We start from the raw sequence: 20,787 nt of genomic DNA, 5'->3' as shown, positions 1-20,787 counted from the left end.
CGCAGGGACTGTCGCTGCGCAATGAAGCCCGCCTTCACTGCGCAGCACGGTACGTGGCAAGAGCCCGCTGGACCATCTGCACGAGCTCCCGGGGTTCGTTGAGCACCATCTCGAAAGTCACGCGCAGGGTTGGCACTCCGCGGAGAACGCCCGCATTCCAACGCCGCCTATCCTCGCGGTAAGCCTCCCGGCTGCTGTGGTGGGCGTAACCGTCCGTCTCAATACCAAGCAGGCCGTCAACGAGCAGGTCCAGGTGTCCCATCCCAGGGACCCTGACCTGCAGCTCGACCGTGTGCCCGGCTTCCTCCAACAAATACCGCGCCATCGTTTCTATGACGGACCCGGATTGGGGGCGGATCCGTCCCACCAACTTCCGGAGGCCCTTTTCGCGGACGGCCGGAAACCGCTCCCGCAGGGCAGGAAGTTGGATGAGCCCGTTCTTGACCGCGGATTCCGCAATGGTCAGCCCCTCCAGTGGGGCCAGGCAGGGCAACGACTGGCACACGACGTCCAGGGGTGTCAGCGGAATCCGGTTGCGATGCACGATGCAACCAGGGATCGGCCTGCCGTGGGATGCGGCCAAGTGCGGTCTGTCGGGTTGGCTGACAACCCGAGACGCAGCCCAGGACCGCGTGATGGCGGCCCGCGTGGATAAGCACCGGGTCCGCCTGCGGGTGGGCATAGACGCCCCGGGCAATCCGTTGGACTGAGCCCGTGGCCACCCCCGACTCCAGGTTCCGGCGTGAAACTCCCGCCATTGACAGTGCGTGGGTACTGGCAACACCGCCCAGGGCAGCCAGGGCTTCGGAAACAGTCGGCATAACTGCATGCTTGCCCGTTACGGAGCCGGACGCAGGGCCGGGACACCGCTATGTGGACAACCGTCCGTGCGCGGTGGCAGCGCGGCTCGTTGTGCACGGACAGTTCCTGCGCAATAAACCGCTACGTCATTGCGCCGCCGAGCCCGTTAAACGAGCCCGTTAAAGCAGAACGCCACCGGCAAATGCCGGTGGCGTTCTGAGGACCTGTGGAGTTACTAGGCCTTGGCGCGGGCGCGGTTGGCCTTGGCGCGCTCGTTGGTGTCCAGGATGACCTTGCGGATGCGGATGGCCTCCGGGGTCACCTCGACGCACTCGTCCTCGCGGGCGAATTCGAGCGACTCTTCGAGGGTGAGCTCCCGCGGCGGGGTCAGGTTCTCGAAGGTGTCGGAGGAAGCGGCACGCATGTTGGTGAGCTTCTTTTCCTTGGTGATGTTGACGTCCATGTCGTCGGCGCGGGAGTTCTCGCCAACGATCATGCCTTCGTACACCTCGGAGGTGGGCTTCACGAAGAAGGAGCCGCGTTCCTGCAGGTTGATCATGGCGAAGGGGGTGACCACACCGGCGCGGTCGGCAACCATGGAACCGTTGGTGCGGTACTCGATGGGACCGGCCCAGGGCTCGTAGCCTTCGGAGATGGAGGCTGCGATGCCGGCACCGCGGGTGTCGGTGAGGAACCGGGTGCGGAAACCGATCAGGCCGCGGGCCGGAACGATGAACTCCATGCGGCACCAGCCGGTACCGTGGTTGGCCATGTTGGTCATGCGGCCCTTGCGGGCTGCCATGAGCTGCGTGACGGCGCCAAGGTATTCCTCGGGCACGTCGATGGTCATGTGCTCCATGGGCTCATGGATCTTGCCGTCGATGGTCTTGGTGACCACCTGGGGCTTGCCCACCGTGAGTTCGAAGCCTTCGCGGCGCATCTGCTCAACCAGGATGGCCAGCGCCAGCTCGCCACGGCCCTGGACTTCCCAGGCGTCGGGACGCTCGGTGGGGAGCACCTTGATGGAGACGTTACCGATCAGTTCCTTGTCCAGGCGATCCTTCACCTGGCGGGCCGTGACCTTGGCGCCCTTGACCTTGCCGGCCAGCGGCGAGGTGTTGATACCGATGGTCATGGAGATCGCGGGGTCATCCACGGTGATCAGCGGCAGCGGCTGCGGGTTCTCGACGTCGGTGAGGGTTTCGCCAATGGTGATGTCCTCGATGCCGGCGACGGCGACGATTTCGCCGGGGCCGGCAGACTCAGCAGGAACACGCTCCAGAGCCTTGGTGGCGAGCAGCTCGGTGATCTTGACGGTCTTGAGCTCACCGTTCTGGCGGGCCCAAGCCACCTGCTGGCCCTTGCGCAGGGTGCCGTTGTAGATGCGGAGCAGGGCGAGGCGGCCCAGGAACGGGGAGGCGTCCAGGTTGGTGACATGGGCCTGCAGGACGCCCTCGGGGTTGTAGGTGGGGGCCGGGATGTGCTCGACGATGGTCTTGAAGAGCGGCTCGAGGTCCTCGTTCTCCGGGGCGGTGCCGTCAGCGGGCTGTTCGAGGGATGCGCGGCCAACCTTGGCTGCAGCGTAAACCACGGGAACTTCGAGGATCTTGTCCAAGTCAAGGTCGGGAACTTCATCCGCCAGGTCGGAGGCCAGGCCGAGGAGCAGGTCCATGGACTCGTGGACGACTTCCTCAATGCGGGCATCGGGACGGTCGGTCTTGTTGACCAGCAGGATGACAGGCAGGTGGGCGGCAAGGGCCTTGCGGAGGACGAAGCGGGTCTGCGGCAGCGGACCCTCGGAGGCGTCAACGAGGAGGACGACGCCATCGACCATGGACAGGCCTCGCTCCACCTCGCCACCGAAGTCGGCGTGGCCGGGGGTGTCGATGACGTTAATGGTGATGGTCTCGCCGTTGGAGGACGGACCGTTGTAGGCCACCGTGGTGTTCTTGGCCAGGATGGTGATGCCCTTTTCGCGCTCGAGGTCACCGGAGTCCATCACGCGGTCTTCGAGGTGGTTGTGCTCGGCAAAGGAGTTGGTCTGCTTGAGCATGGCATCGACCAAAGTGGTCTTGCCGTGGTCAACGTGGGCCACAATCGCGACGTTGCGCAGATCACTGCGCGATGCAGTGGCTACCGCGGTGTTGGTGGTGGTTTCAGACATGCGTAATGGCTCGATTCAGTGGAGTCAGCTGTTGTATCGCGACATTTCCAACTGGAACGCACGACGGACTTGGCCCTTAACACAGGGCGTCTTCTTCCAGTCTAAACGCTGCGGCAAGTGAAGGCCTAAATCCGGACGGATGCGGGGCAGCCGCCGGGCCCCGGAAACACCCCTGACTACAAGGTCACACTCACTGGATAAATACCCGTCAATGCCCCATTATTGCTGTTGATGAGCAGCCCATCGCCCCGCAAAGAATCCCCTCGTCCCACGCGCGTGCTCGCGCGCGGCGCGGTGCTGGTCCTTGCCACGGGACTTGTCCTTGCCGCCCCCGGGCAGCAGGCAGACGTGGCACCTCATGAGGCCGCCTCCACAGAGGGCTATCTTCCATCTGCACTGCTCAGGGCCAACGCCGTCGGCCAACCCAATGCAATGCAGTACGCATCCGGCGTCGACCTCTCAACGGTGCTGACCCGCCCTGCGCTGTTCCCGGGTGAGATTTACCGCAACCCGGTCTTTGGACGCAATGAGGTGGTGGTGGCGAATGCGAGAAGCACTGCCGTGCTGATCGGCGACTCCCAGTCCGTACCCGATGACAGCTGGCCGCGCAGGGCCCTGGCGGGCCTGGGCTACAACGTCCACTTCTGCGGCTACGGCGGCACGGGGTTCACCGCTGCCAACGGAAAAGTGGGCAACTACATCGATGCCCTCGAACGCGGCGATTGGCTGATGCCGGCCGGAGAACCAGGCCTGATCGTGATTGAAGGCGGCGGCAATGACGCTGCCCGGGGCGCCTCCGACGCGCAAATCAGTTCCAACGCCAACCGGCTCATCGACGCGCTGAAAGCCCGGTACCCCGGCACCCGGATCGTGATGGTGGGTACTCTTGCGCGCGGAGCCCAGGATGGCGGCGGCCGGCGGAGCCAGGTGGACGCACTGCTGGCGGGCATCGCAGCCCGGCAGCGGGTCACGTTCGTGAGCGCCGGCGACTGGCTGACCAAATACAACCTGACCCAGCACCTTGCCGACGCCGTCCACATGGATGCCGAAGGCCGGAAGCAGCTTGGCGGGGTCCTGGAGCGCCGCTTGCGCGAACTTGGTGTTCCCGCTGCCCCGGGCTCCGCACAGTCGCTGGCATCCACCGGAGCGAACGGCAAAAACGGCTGAAGCCGGGACCCGAAGGCCCCGGCTCCAGCCGTCTGGATCAGATCTCCCGCTGCGCCACCGGTTATGCCACCTCGGGCGGAAGCATCAGCTTCGCACCGGGGATGGCATTGAGCAGGGCCTTCGTGTAGTCCTGCTTGGGCGACTCGAAGACCTCGTCCGTGGAACCGGTCTCCACCAGGCGGCCCTTCTCCATTACGCAGACGTGGTCCGCGATCTGCCGCACCACGGCAAGGTCGTGCGTGATGAACAGATAAGTCAGGCCCAGGTTGGCCTGCAGGTCCGCCAGCAGGTTCAGCACCTGTGCCTGTACCAGCACGTCCAGGGCGGAAACTGCCTCGTCACAGATGATGACCTCGGGGTCAAGCGCCAATGCGCGCGCAATGGCAACACGCTGCCGCTGCCCGCCTGACAGCTCGTTCGGGTACCGCTGCATGGTGGACTGCGGCAGAGCCACCTGGTCCAGCAGTTCGCGCACCTTCTTCTCCCGGCTGGCCTGGTCCCCGATTTTGTGCACCCGAAGCGGTTCTTCAATGGTGCGGTAGATGTTGTACATCGGATCGAGGGAGCCGTACGGATCCTGGAAAATGGGCTGGACGCGCCTGCGGAACTTGAACAGTTCGGCAGGTTTCAGGGCCGAGGTGTCCACTCCGTCAAACAGGATCTTGCCTTCCGTGGGCTTTTCCAGCTGGAGCACCATCTTGGCCACCGTGGACTTGCCGGAACCCGACTCACCCACGATCGCGGTGGTGGTTCCCCGCCTGACGTCAAAGCTCACGCCGTCCACCGCAGCAAAGTCCGTCGCCTTACCCAGCCCCTGGCGCAGCTTGTAAACCTTGCGCAGGTCCTGTATCTGCAGGAAGGTGTCCGACTTTGCCGTCTCGGCGGCCGGTGCCAGCAGGTCCGCGGTCTCCAGGCCCTGCTCCCTGGCAGCCTGGATACGGCGGCTGGCCAGGGAGGGCGCGGACTCCACGAGCCGCTTGGTGTACGGGTGCTGCGGGTTGCGGAGCAGTTCCAGCGAGGGGCCCGCTTCAACCACGCGGCCCTGGTACATGACCACCACTTTGTCTGCACGCTCGGCTGCCAGGCCCAGGTCGTGGGTGATCAGCAGCACCGAGGTGCCCAGTTCGTTGGTCATCGTCTCCAAGTGGTCCAGGATCTGCCGCTGGACGGTGACGTCGAGGGCCGACGTCGGCTCGTCCGCAATCAGCAGGCGAGGCTGGCAGGAGAGACCAATGGCGATCAACGCGCGCTGGCGCATGCCGCCCGAGAACTCGTGCGGGTACTGGTTGGCCCGGCGCTTGGCGTCCGGCAACCCCGCCTCGGACAGCACCTTGGCGATATCGTCCGGCCCGCTGGGCCGGCCGTTTGCCTTCAGTGTTTCCCGGACCTGGTAGCCGATCTTCCACACGGGGTTGAGGTTGGACATGGGGTCCTGCGGAACCATGCCGATCGTGTTGCCGCGCAGCTCGATCATGCGCTGCTCGGTGGTGTGGGCGATGTCCTCGCCGTCGAGCAGGATCTGGCCGCCGGACACCCTGCCGTTGTTGGGCAGGAGCCCAATGGCCGCGAGGGCCGTGGTGGATTTGCCGGAACCCGACTCCCCCACGATGGCGACCGTTTCACCCGGCATGATGGTCAGGTGTGCGTTCCGCACTGCCTGGACCTCACCGCCGCCGGTCTTGAAGGTGATGGCGAGGTCACGGATTTCGAGCAGCGGCCTGACGCCGGTGGTGCCGGCCTCGTCAATGCGGACGTCTGGACTTGTCATCTCTTTATCTCTCATCGCTGACGGCTCTTCGGGTCGAGGGCGTCGCGCACTGCGTCACCCAGCATGATGAAGCTCAGCACCGTGATGGACAGCGCCGCGGCCGGGTAGAGCATGATCTCCGGCCGGGTCCTGATGGAAGCCTGGGCGCCGGCGATGTCGTTACCCCAGGACATGATGCTCTGCGGCAGGCCAATGCCCAGGAAGGACAGCGTGGCTTCGGCCACGATGAACACGCCAAGTTCCAGCGTTGCAAGCACGATGATCGGAGCCAGGGCGTTCGGCAGGACGTGGCGGATCAGCGCGCCGAACTTGGAAACACCCAGCGATCGGGCCGCCGTGACGAAGTCGGAATTGCGTACCTCAATGACTGCGCCGCGCGTAATGCGCGCCATTTGCGGCCACGCCAGGAGCGAGATGACGAACACCACGGTCCACACGCTCTTGTTCTCGCGGAACAGGGGAAGCTGCGTGATCACCAGCGCGCCGAGGACCAGTGGCAGTGCGAAGAAGATGTCACCCAAGCGGGCAAGCACAGCGTCAATCCAGCCGCCGTAGTATCCGGCAAGGGCGCCAATGGTCACGCCGATCACCAGGACGCAGAGCACCGAGAGCAGGCCCACTGACAGCGAGGCCTGGGTGCCGTGGATCACCCTGGAGTACACGTCGCAGCCCTGGAAGGTGAAGCCGAACGGGTGCCCGGCGGTGGGGGCGCCTTCCGAGTTCCCCAGTTCGCAGCCTTCGTTGGGCGGCGTGGACGTGAAAAGTCCGGGGAACAGCGCAATGACGATCAGGGCAAGGATCAGAAGTGCCGAGATGATAAACAGCGGACGACGGCGGAGCTTGCGCCAGGCGTCGGCCCACAGGCTGAGCGGGGCTTGGTCAGTCTTGACGGCATCCGTTGCCTGCAGCGGCGTCTCTTCAATGGGGGCCACGAAGTGGCTGTTATTACTGGTCATAGCGGATCCTCGGGTCAAGCCAGGCGTACAGGAGATCGACAAGCAGGTTGGCCACGACGAATACCAGCACCAGCACGCTGACGATGGAGACGATGGTGGGACCTTCACTGCGGAGGACTGCCTGGTAAAGCTTGTTGCCAACGCCGGGAACGTTGAAGATGCCCTCTGTGACAATGGCACCGCCCATCAGGCCGCCAAGGTTGGCGCCCAGGTAGGTCACCACCGGGATCAGCGAGTTGCGGAGAATGTGTGCCAGCACCACCCGGGGCCGTGACAGGCCCTTGGCCGTGGCAGTCCGGACGTAGTCGGCGTTCATGTTTTCGCTGACTGAAGCGCGGGTCAGGCGCAGCACGTAGGCAAAGGAAACAAGCCCCAAAACAATTGCGGGCAGCAACAAGGTGCCCCAGTTCGCATTAGCACCTACCGTCGGCTTGGCCCAGCCCAGCTGCACGCCGAAAACGAGCTGGAAAACGAAGCCGAGGACAAAGGTGGGAACTGCGATGACCACCAGCGAAGCCACCAGGACGGTGGAGTCGAACCAGCCACCGCGGCGCAGGCCGGCGAACACACCGAAAGCCACGCCGAAGATGGCCTGGATGGCCAACGCCTCAATGGCGAGCATCGCTGTAACCGGGAAGACACGCGCCAGGCTGGCCGCGATGGGCTGGCCGGTGAAGTCATTACCCAGGTTGAAGGTGAAGAGGTTCTTCAGGAACAGACCGTACTGGACCCAGAAGGGCTGGTCGAGGTGGTACTGGCTGCGCAAGGTGTCAATGACTGCCTGCGGGGGCTGGCGGTCGCCGAACAGCGCGGCGATGGGGTCGCCGGGCAGTGCGAACACCATGTAGTACACCAGGAGGGTAGTGCCGAGGAAAACAGGGATCACCTGCAGGAGTCGGCGCAGAATAAACCGGATCACAGGATTACCTGCCTTCCGGAAGGGGGGATAACACGTTCATGAATGCCTTCCTGCCGCTTGCAAGCCAATGGGGGCCCGGACGTAACCGGAACCCCCATCAGCTTGTCGGCAAGTTAGATCTTGGAACTACTTGGCCGTGATGCCGTAGTAGAGAATTTCACCGTTCCAGCCGGTTTCGGCCTTCACGATGTTGTTGCTCCACACGATCGGGCGTGCCTGGTCCCAGAGCGGCAGGCCGGGCAGGTCCTGGAACAGGATCTCCTGTGCCTGGTTGAACTTGGCGTTGGCCTCGTCCGTGCTCTTGGCAGCCAGGCCCTCCTTGAGGAGCTTGTCGAACTCGGGGTTCGAGTACTTCTCGTAGTTGGAGGATGCGCCCGTGGCCCAGACCGGTCCCAGGAAGTTGTACAGCGACGGGTAGTCACCCTGCCAGCCGGCGCGGGTCAGGCCGGGCAGCTGCTGGGTCTTGCGCAGGTTCAGGACTTCGGCGAACTTGGCGAACGGCTGAATTTCAGCCTGGATGCCGAGGTTGTTCTTGAAGCCGTTGGCCACGGCGTCGATCCATTCCTTGTTGCCACCGTCGGTGTTGGAGGCAATCTGGAGCGGCTTGGAGTCGTCGTACGGCTGGATCTTGTTTGCCTGGGCCCACAGATCCTTTGCCTTGGCGGGGTCGAAGTTCAGGACTTCGCTGCCCTTGAGGCCTTCCTTGAATCCGTCGATGACCGGCGGGGCAAAGGCCTTGGCGGGGGTGCGGGTGCCGTTGAAGACCACCTTGGCGATTTCCTCGCGGTTGATGGCGTAGGACAGTGCCTGGCGGCGCAGCTTGCCGGCTTCACCCTGGAAGTTCGGGTTGTAGCCCGGGATGTTCAGGGTGGAATCGGTGGCTACAGCCTTGGTGGCGTTGCGGTCCGGGAAGTCGTTGACGTAGGTCTTCAGGGCGTTGGACGGAAGAACGTCGGTGATGTCCAGGTTGTCCGACTGCAGGTCCGTGTATGCGGGGCCCGGGTCGGTGTAGAACTTGAAGGTAACGCCGCCGTTCTTGGCCTCGCGGGTGCCCTTGTAGTCGGCGTTCTTCACCAGGGTGATCGACTGGTCGTGGACCCAGGAGCCCTGCTTTTCGAACTTGTACGGTCCGTTACCCACCGGGTTTTCACCGAAGGTCTTGGGATCGGCCAGCGCGGCGGAAGGCAACGGGTAGAAGGCGGAGTAGCCAAGGCGCAGCGACCAGTCAGCCTCGGGCTGGGCCAGCTTAACCGTGATGGTGGAATCGTCAGTGGCCTGCAGGCCGGACATCGTCTCCGCCTTGGGGGCAGGGGTGCTGGTGGTCTTGCCGTCGGCGCCCTTTGTCGTGTTCACCGCCGAGACATCTTCGTAGCCGGCGATGGACTCGAAGAAGAATCCGTTGTTCTGCAGGTTCTTGGAGTTTGCGGCGAAGTTCCAGGAGTCCACGAAGGTCTTTGCCGTGATGGCCTCGCCGTTGGTGAACTTTTGGCCCTGCTTGACCTTGATGGTCCAGTTCTGGGCGTCTGATGACTCGATGGAATCGGCCAGTGCGTTGACGGCCTTGCCATTCGCGTCGTAGCTGCGGAGGCCTTCGAACAGCAGGTTCACGACGCGGCCGCCGTAAACCTCATTGGTGTTTGCCGGCAGCAACGGGTTTTGTGGCTCGTTGCTGTAGGCGGTGATGACCTTGTTCGGATCGCCGGCAGCGTTGCTGGATCCGTCAGTGCTGCCGCCGCCGCCGGCGCCGCACCCGGTCAGGGCAAGCGCGGCGATTGCCACGATGCCCAGTGCTTTGGAAGTGCGCGTAAAACGCATTCCGCCTCCTATGAGTTGTGGGAGAGATATAGGGGAATCTTGTGCTTCCCCGTAGGTCGGACGCAGCTGGCCGCTGTGACGAAACCTACACAATACGAGTTAGCCTAACTGCACGTAGTCCAGATATTGGTACTCCGTTGCCAAACCGTGACCGGCGCAGTGCAATGCCCCGGGGATGGGCGGGAAGTTAGGCACGTCACATGCTACTCGCCGGTAAGCCGTACGGCGAATCGGGCAGTGGCAGCCGGCGCAAGGGGCGAAAGGCCCTAGGTCACGCGGCCGGGTTGGACAGCCGCCACTCCCAAACGTTCCACCAGACGCCCAGGGGGCCGGGACTGGTCTTAATGCCCGCTACCCGTGAGTTGAAGGCCGTTGTTCCCAGCGTTTGATAGAGCGGGAGGCCGTACGCGTCCTCCCAGATGTGCTTGTCGATTTCGGCCAGGAGTTCGTCCTGTTTGCCCAGGTCCGTGGTCACGGCCAGCTGCTCCATGACCTTGTCCGCGTCGGCGTCGGAATATCCCGTGAAGTTGCTGCCCGCACCGGTGCGGAAGATCTGCGGCACCCGGCTGACGCCGGCCTCCGTGCCGATCCACCCGGACAAGGCTGCGTCATAACCGCCGCGGCTGAGCGCGGCGGCCCAGTCGGCACTTCCCTGCCCGCCGTCAACTACGCGGAACCCGGCCAGTGCAGCCGAGTCGCGGATCAGGGCGAACGACTTGGCCCGGTTCGGATTGTCGCGGTTATAAAGAATGCGGACGCTGGGGGTGGCGCCCTTCAGGAGCTTCTTTGCCCCTTCAATGTCCACCTTGGCGTAATCGGAGGAACCGTTCTTCTTCACGGTGTCGTCGTACTTTGGCTGTCCCGGCAGGAACACCTGTGAATCCAACGGCTTGTTGTCCGGGACCTGGGTTCCCACCACGGCGTCCATGATCGCCTGCCGCGGCACTGTTTTGAGGAAGGCTTCCCTGACATCTTTGTCGGCAAAAGGCCCGGAGAAGTTGAGGTCCAGGTGGTCGTAGCCGGACTGTTTGTACCGTTCCACGGTGATGCCCTGGCTCGACAGGCCGGTCAGCAGGCTGTCCGTGGCGGCTGAGGGCTGGGGTGAGATGATGTCGGCCTGGCCGTTGCGGAGGGCATCCACCGCTGCCGGCACCGCCCCTGTGAACCTGACATTGACCTCGTCCAGCCAGGGTTCGGCGCCCCATGTGTAGTCCCTGTTGCGCACAAGTTTCATCGAGACTTCCGGGACGATGTCCCGGACGATGTAGGGGCCGCTGGACAGGTAGAGTGCAGGGTCGTCGGGCACGGATTTTGTGTTGAACCCGGTGTTCCAGAAATCGCTGACTTTCTTGAGTGCAGGGTTCGACGCAGGCTTTTCCGGGTTGCCCCGTGGCGTGTCCTTGAGCAGCGTCACCAGGTCTTCCTCATCGTTGAGTCCGCTCTTGGCGGCAACGACGTGGGCCGGGAGTCCGACGTCGAACGCCACTTCCCAGTCCGCGTAGGGTGCGGCGTACTCGATGGTGATGGAACGCCCGTCGGATCCGATCTCGGGAAACAGGGTGCCGGCGAGCCCCGTGGTGTCGGAGGCAACCGAGAAGTACTTGGTCCCTTTGCCGGCGGCGGGGTCGACGTCGTCGTAATAACCGGACCCTGCGGCCCAGCTCAACAGGAGGTCGGCCGCGCCGATGGGGGCGCCGTCGGACCACTTGACGCCCTCGTTGACGGTGTACTTCACCTTGAGCGGCTGGTCGGAAACCTTCTCGAAGTGTCCGAACTTGTCGTTGCGGACAACCTTGGAGGTGTCATCGAGATAGAAGAAGCCCGAGTGGGTGATGGCACCGATCTTCGAGTTGATGTCAGTGTTGCCGTTGGCGCTGTATGGGTTGAACGAGGAGAAGGCGTTGACCTCCGCCACCGTAACGCTGCCACCGCGCTTTGCCTCCCCCACCACAACCGACGGGGCGCTGCCGCCCGAGCAACCGGAGAGAACCAGGGCGGCCGACAATGCGGCGACGAGCAACTGCATAAGACGCCGTACCGGCATGCCGCCTCCTTGTGTTTTTCCCTCTCCGGGAAGACTCGGGTCGCCGGGAATCGGGCCCTACCTCTTCAGGATAAGCTGTCCGGCGGACCAGTCGTTGATGCGGGCCGTTGGGCCCCTGTGGTTCCCGTGGACCGGGTGGCTACGATGAACCCGTGCCTGGCCGTGTCGCAGTCCTGACCGATCCCGGCCGCGTGCCCGACGACGAACAGATCCGCCAGCACCTGGATGCTTCTTTCGCCGCTTGGCAAGACCTCAAGGAGCTGTTGTCGGGGCCGGACTTTGGCCTGGAATTGTCATGGCACCACTACCGCGACGGCGGATGGCTGTGCAGGGCCCGCCGGGGCAGCAAGAATATGGCGTGGTTGGCGGTCTGGGACGGCTATGCCACGGTCACGTGCTACTTCTCCGCCCGACACCGCGATGACCTCGCCGCGCTGCCCCTCCCTGACAACCTCCGAACCCAGGTCACCGGAACGGAAATGTCCGGAGCGATGTTGCCGGTCGTCGTCGGGATCCGTTCGCGGGAGGACGTCGGGGCAGCCCTCGAGGTGGTCCGTTACAGGCTGCGGGCACGGTAGGGGGGCAGCCGCTCAAAGAAGCGGCCACGTCACGGTGCTATGCCCGCTACAGGCCGAATCAGACGTTGAAGCGGAACTCCACCACATCGCCGTCGGCCATGACGTATTCCTTGCCTTCGATCCGGACCTTGCCGCGGGATTTTGCCTCGGCCATGGAACCGGCATCGACCAGGTCCTCGAAGGAGACGACTTCGGCCTTGATGAAGCCGCGCTGGAAGTCGGAGTGGATGACGCCCGCCGCCTGCGGTGCCGTGTCCCCCTGCCGGATGGTCCAGGCCCGTGCTTCCTTGGGGCCGGCCGTGAGGTAGGTCTGAAGCCCGAGGGTGTGGAAGCCGACGCGCGCCAGCTGGTCCAGGCCGGATTCGTCCTGGCCGTTCATCTCGAGCATCTCGCGCGCCTCTTCCTCGTCCAGTTCGACGAGGTCCGCTTCGAGTTTGGCGTCAAGGAAGATGCAGTCTGCCGGAGCGACCATGGCCCGCAGCTCTTCCTGCTTTTCCGGGCTGCCCAGGATGCCTTCGTCCGCATTGAAGACGTAGATGAAGGGCTTGGCCGTCAGCAGGCCCAGTTCCTTGAGGTGCTCCATCTCGAGCTTGTCGCTCTTGATGGACGAGTAGATGGTGTCGCCGCGCTCCAGCACTGCTTGCGCGGCCTTGATGGCGGCGAGTTCGGCAGCTTCCCGCTTCTTGATCTTGACTTCTTTTTCGATCCGCGGGATGGCTTTTTCGATGGTCTGCAGGTCCGCGAGGATCAGCTCGGTGTTGATGGTTTCCATGTCCGAGCGCGGGTCAACCTTGCCGTCAACGTGCACCACGTCGGGGTCGTCGAAGACCCGGACAACCTCGGCAATGGCCTCAGCCTCGCGGATATTGGCCAGGAACTGGTTGCCCAGCCCCTCCCCCTCGGATGCGCCCTTGACGATGCCGGCGATGTCAACGAAGGACACGGCGGCGGGCAGGATGCGCTGCGAGCCGAAGATTCCGGCGAGCTTCTGCAGCCTGGGGTCCGGGAGGTTCACCACGCCCACATTGGGTTCAATGGTGGCGAACGGGTAGTTCGCGGCCAGGACCTGGTTGCGGGTAAGCGCGTTGAAGAGGGTTGATTTGCCGACGTTGGGCAGTCCGACGATGCCAATAGTAAGAGCCACGAGCATTGATTCTACCCGCCGGGCCGCCGGGGACAGTACCGGGGAATGTCACTGCCGGTGAATGTCAGAGCCCCGTGCAACAGTGAAGCCATGGATGCTTTTGCCTTGATTCTGGCCCTCTTCATGCTGCTGTTGGGCGCCCTTGCCGGCGCCGCTGCCACCTACTTTTCCCTGCGCCGGAACTCGCATGGGCTGGAGGCGGACTTTGACCAGGTGTCGTCCCGCCTTTCGGAGGTCACGGCCCAGCTGGCAGCGGCCGACGCCGAGCGGCGGCTTTTGGCGGCACAGAACCGTGAGCTGGGTGAGGCAAGGACCCAGGACGGCAGTGTCCTGCGCGCGCTGGCCCCGGTGGCCGAGAAGCTCTCCGCAGTCCAGCAGCAGGTCGCATTGCTGGAGCGGGACCGGGTTGAGCAGTACGGCCAGTTGGCCCAGCAGCTGCAGGAGGCCAGGCTCTCGGATGAACAGCTCATCCGCTCCACGCATGCCCTTGAGTCGGCCTTGCGCTCAAACAGCGCCAGGGGCCAATGGGGCGAGGTGCAGCTTCGCCGGGTGGTGGAGGCTGCCGGCATGCTCCGCCACGTGGACTTCGTGGAACAGGTCCACAGTGCCGGCCATGAGTCAGCTGTCCGCCCGGACCTGGTGGTGCAGTTGCCGGGCGAAAAGCAGCTGGTGGTGGATGCCAAGGTTCCGCTCTCGTCCTACCTCGAGGCACAGGAACTGGGCGCCGTGGATCCGGGCCCGGGCCGGCCGCTGGGATCCACGGCGAACGATGGCAGGAACCGGCAGGCCCTCCTCACCGCGCACGCCAAGGCCCTGAGGGCACACGTCGATGCGCTGGGCACCAAGAAGTATTGGGACATCCCGGGGAACTCGCCGGAACTGGTGGTGTGCTTCATCCCGGCCGAATCCATCCTGGCGGCCGCCCTGACAGCTGACGCCGGGCTCCTGGACCATGCCCTGTCCCGCAATGTTGTCCTCGCATCCCCAAGCACCCTGCTGGCCGTGCTGAAATCCGTGGCATTCACCTGGCGCCAGGACGTCCTGACGGACAGTGCGCGCGAACTGTTTGAGCTCGCGCGGCAGTTGTACGACCGGATGGGCACGCTGGGTGAGAACGTCAGCAAGCTGGGATCATCACTGAAGACTTCTGTGGACCGCTACAACGCCATGGTCGGGACCCTGGAAGCCCGGATCCTTCCCACCGCCCGGAAACTTAACAGCCTGGAAGAGTCGGGCCTCGCCACGCCTCCGGTGGTGGAGGTAACCCCGCGCGCGCTGGTGGCACCCGAACTTCAGGGTGATGACGAAGCGGCCTGAAGTGCCGCCGAAGACAGGTGGGGCCGGGCAGTCCCTGACTGCCCGGCCCCACCGCTCAATTGCTGCCTAAGTGCGCTGGCTGTGCGCCGTGGTTGTTTTCAGTTGCGGGACCGGCGGCCGCCCAGGGCGCGGCTGACGTCACCGGACTGCTTCAGGGTTGCGCGGAGTTCCTTGGGCAGCGAGAACAGCAGGTCTTCTTCGGCCGTAACCACTTCCTCCACGGTGCCATAGCCGTAGTCGGCAAGGAGCCGCAGAACGTCCTGTACCAGCACCTCCGGCACGGAGGCCCCCGACGTGACGCCCACGCTGGCGACGCCTTCAAACCATGCTTCGTCAACCTCATTGGCGAAGTCGACGCGGTAGGAGGCCTTGGCACCGTACTCGAGCGCCACCTCCACCAGTCGGACGGAGTTGGATGAGTTGGCCGAGCCCACCACGATCACCAGGTCCGCCTTGGGCGCGATCTTCTTGATGGCCACCTGCCGGTTGGTGGTGGCGTAGCAGATGTCATCGCTGGGCGGATCCTGGAGGGTGGGGAACCGTTCCTTGAGCAGCCGGACGGTCTCCATGGTCTCGTCAACACTCAACGTGGTCTGGGAGAGCCAGATGACCTTCTCGGGGTCGCGGACGGTCACCTTGTCCACTTCGTGGGGGCCGTTGATGATCTGGATGTGCTCCGGCGCTTCACCGGAGGTGCCTTCCACTTCCTCGTGGCCGTCGTGGCCGATCAGGAGGATGTCGAAATCGTCCTTGGCGAAGCGAACGGCCTCCCTGTGCACCTTGGTGACCAGCGGGCAGGTGGCGTCGATGGTGCGCAGTCCGCGGTCTTCCGCGGACTGGACTACTGCCGGAGAGACGCCGTGGGCGGAGAAGATGACCAAGGCGCCTTCCGGGACTTCGTCGGTCTCGTCCACGAAGATGGCGCCCTTTTCCTCCAGGGAGCTGACCACGTGGACGTTATGCACGATCTGCTTGCGGACATACACGGGTGGGCCGTAGTGCTCCAACGCCTTTTCGACCGCAATGACGGCCCGGTCAACGCCGGCGCAGTAGCCGCGGGGGGCAGCCAGCAGCACCTTCTTGGGACCGTTGACGGGAGCCGCGGCTGCTACTTCCTCAGGCGAACGGCGCCTGCGTGGAATGGTTGGCATCGAAAGGGGAACGGCCGTGGTGGTCATCCCTCCATGTTACCGGCTGGTCCGCGCCCGTTTCCGGGATGCGAACAACGTCACAATGCCCGCTGCCACCAGGACGCCACCCGTTATTGCTGCAGTGGTGATCCACCCCTGGAAGTCCGCGCCCGCGGCGGCCAGGAACTCGTCACGGAACATGTTGGCCATTGCGTTGCCGGTGTCGGTTGCCTGGGCACGGGCCGAGCCCAGCTGCAACCCGGCCCCCCACAGGGCGGCCAGCGCCAATCCTCCAACGCCGGCTGCCAACAGCACGGTCCAGCGGCGCCGTGCGGCGACCAATGCCAGCAGGAACGCTGCAGCCGAACCGATGGCAAGGATGTAGCCCATCGGCGCATAAGTGGCGAGCCGTTCCGTCCACTCCCTTTGCGCGGGCTGGCCGACATTGATCAGGGTTTGCTCCGGCGGGTTCAGGGGAAGCCGCGTGGTCCGAGAGATCTCCTCCGAGCCGAGGGCTACCAAGGGGGCCACGTCGAGAGTCAGCGATGACGGCGAAGCGCCGGCCTGGGGATCCGCCGAAGGGTCGGCGAAACTCAGACGGTGGCTTCGGCGGAGGGTCTCCTCCCAAGCCGCCGGGTAGCCGGGCAGCCCGGTCAGCGACTCCGCCGCCTTCTCAAGCATCGGTTCGACCAGTCCCGAAAGAAATCCCGGGACCGATCCGGTGTCAATCGTTCCCACGGCCGCCCCAGCCAGTTTCCGCTGGAAGTCCGAGTCCCTGCCGAGCGGAGCGGCGAGGCTGACAAACCCGTCTTCCTGGACAATGTTCCGGTCCACCCAGATAGCGGGAACGGCGACAGCGGCCAGGAGGATGCCCAGCACGGTGGCAATGGCAGAGACAAAAGTACGCACGACAGGTCCTTCGGGGTTGGGGGCCTTAACCCATCCTAGGCAGGACAGTTGGGCTGTTACTGTCAGCCCCCGGTGCTACACCTTATGGATAAGGTTGAATGAAGCCCACAAGAGATGAAGGACCGCATGCCCGCAGCACCAGCTTCCCAATGGCGTCCGCATGTCTGAGCAGGCGTCCCTCCCGGGTACCGCGCCCACTACGCTGCCGGCTACTGCTGCGGAAACCAGCCCGGACAACCCCTGGCCCCTGCAGTTGCTGTCGCAGAAGCTGAAGGCCCACATCGACCGCACGCCGTCCGCGTGGGTGGAAGGCCAGGTCATCGAGCTGAACCGCCGCGGCAGCAACGCCTACCTGACCCTTCGCGACGTGGACGCCGAGGTCTCACTGCCGGCGTCCGTGTGGACCAAGGTGCTGGAACGCCAAAACCTTCCACTGGAGCGCGGGTCGCGGGTGGTGGCACTGCTGAAGCCGGAGTTCTGGCTGAAAACGGGCAGGCTCAACATGATGGTGCGGGACATCCGGCCGGTGGGACTTGGTGACCTACTGGCCAGGATTGAGCGGCTGCGCCAGGCGCTGGCAGCGGAAGGCCTGTTCGCAGACTCCAGGAAGAAGCCCCTGCCCCTGCTGCCGCACCGGATCGGCCTCATCACGGGCCGCGACTCGGATGCGAAGAAGGACATCCTTCGCAACGCTGCCCTGCGGTGGCCGGCGGTTGAATTCGAGATCCGCGAGGTGGCCGTCCAGGGGAATACCGCCGTGGCCCAGGTGGTCCGTGCCCTGCGCGAACTGGATACCCGGCCGGAGGTGGATGTGATCGTCATCGCCCGCGGCGGCGGAGCACTGGAAGACCTTTTGCCGTTTAACAGCGAAGACCTGATCCGCGCGGTGGCTGCGGCCGCGACTCCCGTGGTGAGCGCAATCGGCCACGAGGCAGACCGTCCGCTGTTGGACTATGTCGCGGATTTGCGCGCCTCCACCCCCACCGATGCCGCCAAGCGGATCGTGCCGGAGGTCTCTGAAGAGCTTGCCGGAGTGCGCCAGGCGCGCGAACAGCTGCGCCGTTGCGTGGAGCGGCTGGTGGACCGGGAATCGGACCGGTTGGCCGCCCTGCACTCGCGGCCCGTCATGGCGGCGCCGGAGGGCATGGTCTCGGTCCGGGCCGAGGAAATTGAACGCCTCCTGCGCCGTTCGTCCGCTGCCGTAAGTTCCACCGTAGTGCGCGCAGCAGACCAGCTTGAACACCTCAAAGCCCAGGTACGCGCGCTGTCCCCGCAGAAGACGCTGGACCGGGGGTACGCCGTCGTCGAACTGGCAGGAGACCAGGCCGCACGGATCGCCGAAGCCGGGCACGCAGTTGTCCGCCGCCCCGCCGAGGCGCCTGCCGGTGCCGCCCTGTCCATCCGCGTGGCAGAGGGACGCCTCGGCGCCACGTCCACCGGACCACTGCAGTCCACCGGCGGATCCCAACCGGGAAACACAGACCACCACCAGGAATTGGAAGAGAAGGCATGACCGAACAGAAGCCAGATTTCGACGTCACAGGCCTGAGCTACGAGGAGGCCCGCGAGCAACTCATCGCAGTGGTGGGCCGGCTGGAAGCCGGAGGCGCCAGCCTGGAAGAGTCGCTCGCCTTGTGGGAACGAGGCGAGGCACTGGCCGCGCGCTGCGAGGAGTGGCTGGAAGGCGCACGGAAGCGCCTGGCTGCAGCCCGGGACCAACCACTGTAGGCAGCGCAAATACTGTAGCCAGCCGGTCACCACAGCCGATACAGTCAACGGGTCGCCGTCACCGGCAGCAATAAGTCCGCCGAAACGGATGCCGGCAGCGGATCCCCAGCAGCGGATCTTCAGGAACGAGCCACCAGTTCGCGCTCCGTGGCGACGTCGAATTCAGCCTTTGGCCATTTGAGGTTCATCCCGGACAGGGCGCCCAGCAGCAGCTGCTGGACCGCGATCCGGGCATACCATTTCTTGTTGGCCGGGACCACGTGCCATGGGGCGTCGGGCGTGCTCGTTTCGTCGATCGCCGCCTGGTAGGCGTCCATGTAGTCGTTCCAAAAGGCGCGCTCGTCCAGGTCGCCGTGGCTGTATTTCCAGTGCTTGGCAGGGTTGTCCAACCGTGCCAGCAGCCGTTCCTTTTGCTCGTCCCCGCTGATGTGCAACATCACCTTGACCACCTTGGTACCGGAATCCGTCAGCCTCGCCTCGAATTCGTTGATGGCAACGTACCGTCGCTTGATCTCATCCGGGCTGGCCCAGCCGTGGACCCTGTGGATGAGGACGTCCTCGTAGTGGGAACGGTCAAACACACCCACCATGCCTGCGGCCGGCACTTCCTTCTCGATCCGCCACAGGAAGTCGTAGGACTTTTCCTCGTCGGTGGGTGCCTTGAACGCCTTGAACTGGACTCCCTGCGGGTTCATGGATGCCATGACGTGGCTGACGATCCCGCCCTTGCCCGCGGTGTCCATGGCCTGCAGGATCAGCAGGACACGGTTGGAACCGCCGAAGCGGGACTCGGCGAAGAGCTTTTCCTGCAACTCGGAAAGTTCGTCGTCCATCTCCGCGAGGAGCAGCTTGCCGTCATCCTTGTTTCCGCTGTAGCCGGGGGTCGAGTTGGGATCCACTGCGGCCAGGGAGAACCCCTCCCCCGCGCGAAGGGTTTGGGCAGGATGCTGGTCGAAGCCAACGACACGGGCCATGGGGAATCCTTTCGGCAAGGGTTGCACGGACCGGCGGCCCGTGAGCACAGGCTAGTTCCCCTGGTACCTGCTTAGGAAGTCCCCCATCCTGCCGATGGCTTCCTCGATGTCCTTGACGTTGGGCAGTGTCACCATGCGGAAATGGTCAGGCCTGACCCAGTTGAAGGCGCGGCCATGGGACACGAGGATCTTCTGTTCCCTCAGCAGATCAAGGACAAATTTCTCGTCGTCCCGGATGTGGTAGACCTCGGGGTCCAGGCGCGGGAAGAGGTAAAGGGCACCCCTGGCCTGCTGGGTGCTGACGCCGGGAATGGCGTTGAGCATGTCGTAGGCCTTGTTCCGCTGCTCCAGCAGGCGGCCGCCCGGGAGGATGAGGTCGTTGATGCTTTGGTAGCCGCCCAGTGCGGTCTGGATGGCGTGCTGGGCCGGAACGTTGGCGCACAGCCTCATGTTGGCCAGGAGGTTGATGCCTTCGAGATAGTCGGCGGCCTCCTTCTTGGGCCCGGATATGGCCATCCAGCCGGCCCGGTAGCCACAGACCCGGTAGGCCTTGGACAGGCCGCTGAAAGTCAGGCACAAGACGTGGTCGTCGGTGAGCTTGGCAAGGTTTACGTGGACGGCATCCTCGTACAAAATCTTTTCGTAGATCTCGTCGGCGAAGATCACCAGGCCGTGCTTTTCGGCCAGGGCAACGATGCGCTTCAGCGTCTCTTCCGGGTAGACGGCGCCCGTCGGGTTGTTGGGGTTGATGACCACGATTCCCTTGGTGCGGGGCGTGATTTTGGCTTCCATGTCATCAAGGTCAGGCTGCCAGCCGGACTCTTCGTCGCAAAGATAGTGGACGGGCTTGCCGCCGGCGAGCGCCACGGAGGCCGTCCACAGCGGGTAGTCCGGCGTGGGGATGAGGACCTCGTCGCCTGAGTCCAGCAGCGCCATCAGGGACATGGTGATGAGCTCACTGACACCATTGCCCAGGTAGATGTCGTCCACATGGATGTTCTGGATACCGCGGGTCTGGTAGTACTGCGACACCGCGGTGCGTGCGGAGAAGATGCCGCGCGAATCGCTGTAGCCCTGCGCGTGCGGCAGGTGGCGGATCATGTCCACCAGGATGGCGTCCGGTGCCTCGAAGCCGAACGGGGCCGGGTTGCCGATGTTCAGTTTGAGGATCCGGTGGCCCTCCGCCTCCATCTGCTGGGCGGCCTGCAGAATCGGTCCACGGATGTCATAGAGAACGTTGTGAAGCTTCGTGGACTGCCTGAATTCTGCCATTCCTCAAATATGCCACAGGAAGGATGCATCCCCGTTGAGACATCCACCACATGGCGACGGCGACTGCCGGACCTTTGAAAGTCCGGCAGCCGCCGTCGTCA

At 64.3% G+C, this 20,787-nt stretch carries 17 protein-coding genes; 5 read left to right on the top strand and 12 right to left on the bottom strand.

The window, feature by feature from the left end; translation table 11 throughout:
* Positions 1-34: 34 nt before the first annotated feature.
* Positions 35-544: a hypothetical protein gene (locus tag FBY30_RS12825; RefSeq protein WP_142133198.1), complete on the bottom strand. Its 510-nt coding sequence runs from the start codon at positions 542-544 to the stop codon at positions 35-37.
* 492 nt (positions 545-1,036) lie between these two features.
* A complete protein-coding gene (gene typA, locus FBY30_RS12820; RefSeq protein ID WP_142133197.1) occupies positions 1,037-2,965 on the bottom strand; it encodes a translational GTPase TypA in 1,929 nt (642 codons plus the stop codon).
* Positions 2,966-3,196: 231 nt separating this feature from the next.
* On the opposite strand from typA, the gene FBY30_RS12815 reads away from it, so the two are divergent.
* On the top strand, positions 3,197-4,132 hold the full coding sequence (locus FBY30_RS12815) for an SGNH/GDSL hydrolase family protein (protein WP_142133196.1): 936 nt from the start codon (positions 3,197-3,199) through the stop codon (positions 4,130-4,132).
* Between the two features lie 61 nt (positions 4,133-4,193).
* Here FBY30_RS12815 and FBY30_RS12810 read toward each other — a convergent pair whose 3' ends face one another.
* From FBY30_RS12810 to FBY30_RS12790, 5 genes are all read right to left on the bottom strand, one after another.
* Complete coding sequence (locus tag FBY30_RS12810; protein ID WP_142133195.1) at positions 4,194-5,900, bottom strand: dipeptide ABC transporter ATP-binding protein; 1,707 nt, start codon at positions 5,898-5,900, stop codon at positions 4,194-4,196.
* Between the two features lie 11 nt (positions 5,901-5,911).
* Positions 5,912-6,856 carry an ABC transporter permease gene (locus FBY30_RS12805; RefSeq protein ID WP_142133194.1) on the bottom strand — a complete coding sequence of 315 codons (945 nt, stop codon included), beginning with the start codon at positions 6,854-6,856 and terminating at the stop codon, positions 5,912-5,914.
* Positions 6,846-7,775: an ABC transporter permease gene (locus FBY30_RS12800; protein ID WP_142133193.1), complete on the bottom strand. Its 930-nt coding sequence runs from the start codon at positions 7,773-7,775 to the stop codon at positions 6,846-6,848. The genes FBY30_RS12805 and FBY30_RS12800 overlap by 11 nt, the downstream gene beginning before the upstream one ends.
* 126 nt (positions 7,776-7,901) lie before the next feature.
* Positions 7,902-9,590: a peptide ABC transporter substrate-binding protein gene (locus tag FBY30_RS12795; protein WP_142133192.1), complete on the bottom strand. Its 1,689-nt coding sequence runs from the start codon at positions 9,588-9,590 to the stop codon at positions 7,902-7,904.
* A gap of 271 nt (positions 9,591-9,861) precedes the next feature.
* Entirely contained in the window at positions 9,862-11,634 is a 1,773-nt protein-coding gene (locus FBY30_RS12790; RefSeq protein ID WP_142133191.1) for an ABC transporter family substrate-binding protein, read from the bottom strand.
* Between the two features lie 152 nt (positions 11,635-11,786).
* Between FBY30_RS12790 and FBY30_RS12785 the strand changes: the two genes are divergently transcribed.
* Positions 11,787-12,212, top strand: coding sequence for a DUF3788 family protein (locus FBY30_RS12785; RefSeq protein ID WP_160141471.1), 426 nt, complete (start codon positions 11,787-11,789; stop codon positions 12,210-12,212).
* Between the two features lie 58 nt (positions 12,213-12,270).
* Here FBY30_RS12785 and ychF read toward each other — a convergent pair whose 3' ends face one another.
* A complete protein-coding gene (ychF, locus tag FBY30_RS12780; protein WP_142133189.1) occupies positions 12,271-13,356 on the bottom strand; it encodes a redox-regulated ATPase YchF in 1,086 nt (361 codons plus the stop codon).
* Between the two features lie 90 nt (positions 13,357-13,446).
* Between ychF and FBY30_RS12775 the strand changes: the two genes are divergently transcribed.
* Positions 13,447-14,673, top strand: a complete 1,227-nt coding sequence (locus tag FBY30_RS12775) for a DNA recombination protein RmuC (protein ID WP_142133188.1) — start codon at positions 13,447-13,449, stop codon at positions 14,671-14,673.
* A gap of 98 nt (positions 14,674-14,771) precedes the next feature.
* Here FBY30_RS12775 and FBY30_RS12770 read toward each other — a convergent pair whose 3' ends face one another.
* Entirely contained in the window at positions 14,772-15,851 is a 1,080-nt protein-coding gene (locus tag FBY30_RS12770; protein ID WP_142133187.1) for a 4-hydroxy-3-methylbut-2-enyl diphosphate reductase, read from the bottom strand.
* Between the two features lie 9 nt (positions 15,852-15,860).
* Positions 15,861-16,712, bottom strand: coding sequence for a hypothetical protein (locus FBY30_RS12765; protein WP_142133186.1), 852 nt, complete (start codon positions 16,710-16,712; stop codon positions 15,861-15,863).
* Between the two features lie 160 nt (positions 16,713-16,872).
* Here FBY30_RS12765 and xseA point away from each other — a divergent pair, with 160 nt between their 5' ends.
* Positions 16,873-18,225 carry an exodeoxyribonuclease VII large subunit gene (gene xseA / locus FBY30_RS12760; protein WP_142133185.1) on the top strand — a complete coding sequence of 451 codons (1,353 nt, stop codon included), beginning with the start codon at positions 16,873-16,875 and terminating at the stop codon, positions 18,223-18,225.
* Positions 18,222-18,440: an exodeoxyribonuclease VII small subunit gene (locus FBY30_RS12755; RefSeq protein WP_142133184.1), complete on the top strand. Its 219-nt coding sequence runs from the start codon at positions 18,222-18,224 to the stop codon at positions 18,438-18,440. The genes xseA and FBY30_RS12755 overlap by 4 nt, the downstream gene beginning before the upstream one ends.
* Before the next feature lie 119 nt (positions 18,441-18,559).
* On the opposite strand, the gene FBY30_RS12750 is transcribed toward FBY30_RS12755, so the two are convergent.
* Positions 18,560-19,414: a polyphosphate kinase 2 family protein gene (locus FBY30_RS12750; RefSeq protein WP_142133183.1), complete on the bottom strand. Its 855-nt coding sequence runs from the start codon at positions 19,412-19,414 to the stop codon at positions 18,560-18,562.
* A gap of 51 nt (positions 19,415-19,465) precedes the next feature.
* Entirely contained in the window at positions 19,466-20,686 is a 1,221-nt protein-coding gene (locus FBY30_RS12745) for a pyridoxal phosphate-dependent aminotransferase (protein ID WP_142133182.1), read from the bottom strand.
* Positions 20,687-20,787: the final 101 nt, after the last annotated feature.

It is taken from the genome of Arthrobacter sp. SLBN-83, from assembly GCF_006715285.1.
Classification (GTDB): Bacteria; Actinomycetota; Actinomycetes; order Actinomycetales; family Micrococcaceae; genus Arthrobacter.
The sequence above is the reverse complement of the archived record's forward strand: the minus strand, read 5'-3'. Positions and strand labels throughout refer to the sequence as shown.